At 62.4% G+C, this 3,311-nt stretch carries 6 protein-coding genes; 2 read left to right on the forward strand and 4 right to left on the reverse strand.

From position 1 onward, the window contains the following. Positions 1-189, reverse strand: a 189-nt coding sequence (locus ACH2EI_RS17920; RefSeq protein ID WP_395161022.1) for an antitoxin, incomplete at its 3' end; no start/stop codon positions are given. A 351-nt stretch (positions 190-540) separates the two neighbouring features. On the opposite strand from ACH2EI_RS17920, the gene ACH2EI_RS17925 reads away from it, so the two are divergent. Next, a complete protein-coding gene (locus ACH2EI_RS17925; protein ID WP_395153086.1) occupies positions 541-765 on the forward strand; it encodes a hypothetical protein in 225 nt (74 codons plus the stop codon). Then, the gene (locus ACH2EI_RS17930; protein ID WP_395153085.1) at positions 765-1,037 is read left to right on the forward strand and encodes a hypothetical protein; all 273 of its coding nucleotides are present in this window, start codon (positions 765-767) and stop codon (positions 1,035-1,037) included. Before ACH2EI_RS17925 ends, ACH2EI_RS17930 begins: the two co-directional genes overlap by 1 nt. Positions 1,038-1,152: 115 nt before the next feature. Here the strand turns inward: ACH2EI_RS17930 and ACH2EI_RS17935 are convergent, their stop codons facing one another. From ACH2EI_RS17935 to ACH2EI_RS17945, 3 genes are all read right to left on the reverse strand, one after another. Beyond that, on the reverse strand, positions 1,153-1,419 hold the full coding sequence (locus tag ACH2EI_RS17935; protein ID WP_395153084.1) for a hypothetical protein: 267 nt from the start codon (positions 1,417-1,419) through the stop codon (positions 1,153-1,155). Between the two features lie 263 nt (positions 1,420-1,682). Next, positions 1,683-2,096, reverse strand: a complete 414-nt coding sequence (locus ACH2EI_RS17940; protein WP_395161024.1) for a hypothetical protein — start codon at positions 2,094-2,096, stop codon at positions 1,683-1,685. 258 nt (positions 2,097-2,354) lie between these two features. Next, a partial coding sequence (locus ACH2EI_RS17945) for a class I SAM-dependent methyltransferase (RefSeq protein ID WP_395161026.1) occupies positions 2,355-3,311 on the reverse strand: 957 nt, incomplete at its 5' end.

A 3,311-nucleotide genomic window follows, 5' to 3' on the forward strand; every position in this document is an offset into this window, starting at 1 on the left:
GCCGAGGTCGGCGAAGGTGTCGGAGAAAGCTGCAAGGTCGTCGGTGGTGACGTCGAGGATCGCTTCGCTGCGTTCGCGTGCCAGGGTCCGTCGCAGGTACTCGGTGCGAGACAAGCCAGCCGTGTGCGCCTTGGCGTCGATTGCCGCCAACACATCGTCGGGCACATCTCGGATCAGAATGTCGCTCATCGTTCGCTCCTTCAACTGGTTGGTATCAGACGATATCACTATTCACGTCCGACCGTCGATCGGCCGTCGATCGGCCGCCGGCAGCGGGTTTCTGGGCGGGTGGCCAAGCACCGACGTGCCGATCAGGAGTGGGTCAGGACAGGCGATTGCCGTGTTGATATGCGTGCAATCGCGATGCCGGCTTCTGTGGTCGTGATGATCTGTTCAGCGGGACGGCCTCAATCAGGACGAGTTGACCGACGACTTCACTGGAATGAACGGCGGTGGGGTTCATGACGGATCTCCTTGGAATGTGGGTGGAGATTCCACGTGCGCACACACCGACCGTGTCGTCAAGGTAAGTTGATAGCCGTGGATCCGGTGATCTTGGAATCAGCCCGCAAGCACCAGGTCTCAGACGACGACATGCTCCACGCCTACCGCAACCCAATCCGAGTGTTTGACCTTGGTGACCTCGCCATGCTCATCGGCCCAGATACCGCCGCCCGACTCCTTGAGGTTGGCGTGTCCGAGGCCGAGGGCATCGAGTTCGTTGTTCACGCCATGCCCGCCCGCGACAAGTTTTTGGAGACCTGATGCCCCGCTCAATTCAAGACATCCTCGACCACGCCGACGAACTCGCGGAACGCTTCGAGAACTACGAACCCGAACCCGGTGACGAACGACCCGTCGAGGAATACCTCCTCGAACGAGCCGCGCTCGCCCGAGCACGCAGCGAACGACAGATCGTCGACGCCATCACCGCAGCCCGCAGCAAACAGGTCTCGTGGACACGAATCGGCGAACTCCTCGGCACCTCAGCCCAAGCAGCACAACAGCGCTACGGCAACGTCATCACCACCAGCTGATATCGAGCGGGTCGCCGCACCGATACGTGCCGCTACGAGCGGTTTCGAACGGCTGAGATGCCGGGCGATATGGGTGGAGTCCGTCCGCAACTCAGCAACGGTTCGCGGCAACAGGTCAGTTACTGGTTGCCCTTCGAGAGTCTCGAGCTTGCAAGATACCTGCGAGGAGCATTGAGGGGAAGAAGCCGATGGCGTACAAGAGGAGCCCGACCGTTGGGAGTGCTGCACTGGGATCGTCGCACTGCGGCGGAAAGGAATCGTCGGTAGCGAGAATCAACGGTCCTTCGCAGACCGGCTCGCCGTGGCTCAGCAGGTATGCGACGGCCAGCAGCACCAGCCAGATCAGCGACCAAACGACCCAAGCTTGAATGAAGCGCTTCATCTCGGAACCAAGAGTACATGCCCTCGACGAGTCCGTCGCCCAGCCTGCAACCGGACTGATGAGATCGGTGACGACGCCGCAGGTTTGGACGGTTATTCCCGGGTGGGAGGCCGAGCACCGACGTGCCGATCAGGAGTGCCGGGAGACGCTCGGGTCCGCCGTTGATCTGATCGGTTCACTGCGTACTACTGCTGACGGTGAACAACGCCTGGAGTCGTGCCGGTACTGATGTTCGTGGCGGCCGCTGGGCCGCTGGAGTGTGGTCACGGGTCGAGGCATCGCTCCGACGATTCGACCAACCAGCCGTTCTCGTTCTCCCGCACGTTGAGCAGGATTCGTAGATTGCCTTCGCCGTCGATGAGCGCGGCACGCCCGGTTTCGGGGTCCACGATTGACACGAGTCCAGCGCGCAGGTACGGGGCGCCGCCTTCGAACGTCCAACCGTCAACGGCCTCTCCAATCGTCCCGGACCCTGGTTTTCCCTCGACGTAGTCGAACGAGTTCGACTCAATCTCGCCGACACACGGCACCGTTGCGTCGGCAAGGTCGATCAACGGAGCAGGTTTGTCTTGTCGCGGCGGATCGGTGACCATGACCGTTGCGCACCCGGCAGGGTTCTCTGGCTGGGTGATGCACAGGTAGTACTCGCCGGCTGGAACGTTGACGGGCACGGTCACCGAAACCGCCTCGTCCGATGTGATTCCTTCACATGCCGGATAGGTGACTGTGCCAGGGCTTGGAGCGGGGACCCAGTCGCCGGCAATCTGACCGACGGGGCGCTCGCCGCGACTCCGACCGCGATAACGGCCGACCGTCCCAAATCGGACTAGAGATACGTGCCGGTCAGGGGCACCCAAACGTTGCCTGATACGGCACGATCACTGCCTGGTCATCGATGACGGTGCTTCCTACTGCAGAGGATTCGGAAGCGTGGCTCAGCCTCGGCGGCGGAGCTTCTTGTAGATCGCTCGGCCTTTGGGGCCCGCGACGCCGGCGATCTTGGCCCGAGCCTGGTGCACGTAGCGCACTGGGCCGGTCGGCTGATTTTTTAGAGCGTCGACGTGGGCGCGCAGTACTTCGAGTTCGTTGGCCATGTCGGCAACCGCAACAGCGGTCTGCTCGGCCACAACAGCGACTTCGGCTTCCTTGCCCATGCGGACGCTGCGTTGGGCTTCGAGCTCGGTGGTCAGTGCGCCGAGGGTGACGCCGGCGAGCACGCTGGTGGCGGCCTGGCTGGCGCTTGATTGCCACTGCGTTGTGAGTTCGTCGATCGTGGGGAGCACATCGGCGAGTAGTGCGCGTTGCAGGAGTGAACGACGATCGAACTCGTCGCGGCCTGCCTGGTCGCCAACCGGCTTGCGGACGACGAGGATCGAATCCTCCCAGTCGTAGTTGCCCCAATCAGTGAAGGCGTCGACGAGGTCGCATCCGACGTACTTCGCCAAAGCGACGAAACCGTCGCGGTAGAAGCGCCAGCAGTCGAGGGGGTAGCGGTGTTCGAACCCACCGGATGGGGCGATGATCACGGCGAGGCCGCCCGGCTTGATGGCCCGCACGATCTCGAACATCGATGCCCAGAAGTATTCGACATGCTCGAACGCCTGACCGGAAATGACCAGGTCGACCGAGTCGCTCGGTACTTCGGTCCAGTCGTAAGCGTTGTCGACCTGGATGTCGACGTTGATGCCGGCCGCGATGTCGAGCCCGCGGTAGTTCCATCCGTTGGCATCAAACAGGCCCTTGTAGGACAGACCTTGGTCGCCAACGACCTGCGCGCCGAAGTCGAGGATCTCGAGCGGCTGATCCCGGTACGGGGCCAAATGGACACGGACGAATGCGTCCATCTTCTCGTAGGAGGAGTCATGCATGAGGTGCGACGTTACCGCCCAGGC

It is taken from the genome of Ilumatobacter sp., assembly GCF_041688325.1.
Classification (GTDB): domain Bacteria; phylum Actinomycetota; class Acidimicrobiia; order Acidimicrobiales; family Ilumatobacteraceae; genus Ilumatobacter_A.

What these genes read in the sequence shown, in the direction of transcription:
- ACH2EI_RS17930 (WP_395153085.1), top strand. Translation starts at nt 765, where the DNA reads ATGCCCCGCTCAATTCAAGACATCCTCGACCACGCCGACGAACTCGCG.
- ACH2EI_RS17935 (WP_395153084.1), bottom strand. Translation starts at nt 1,419, where the DNA reads ATGAAGCGCTTCATTCAAGCTTGGGTCGTTTGGTCGCTGATCTGGCTG.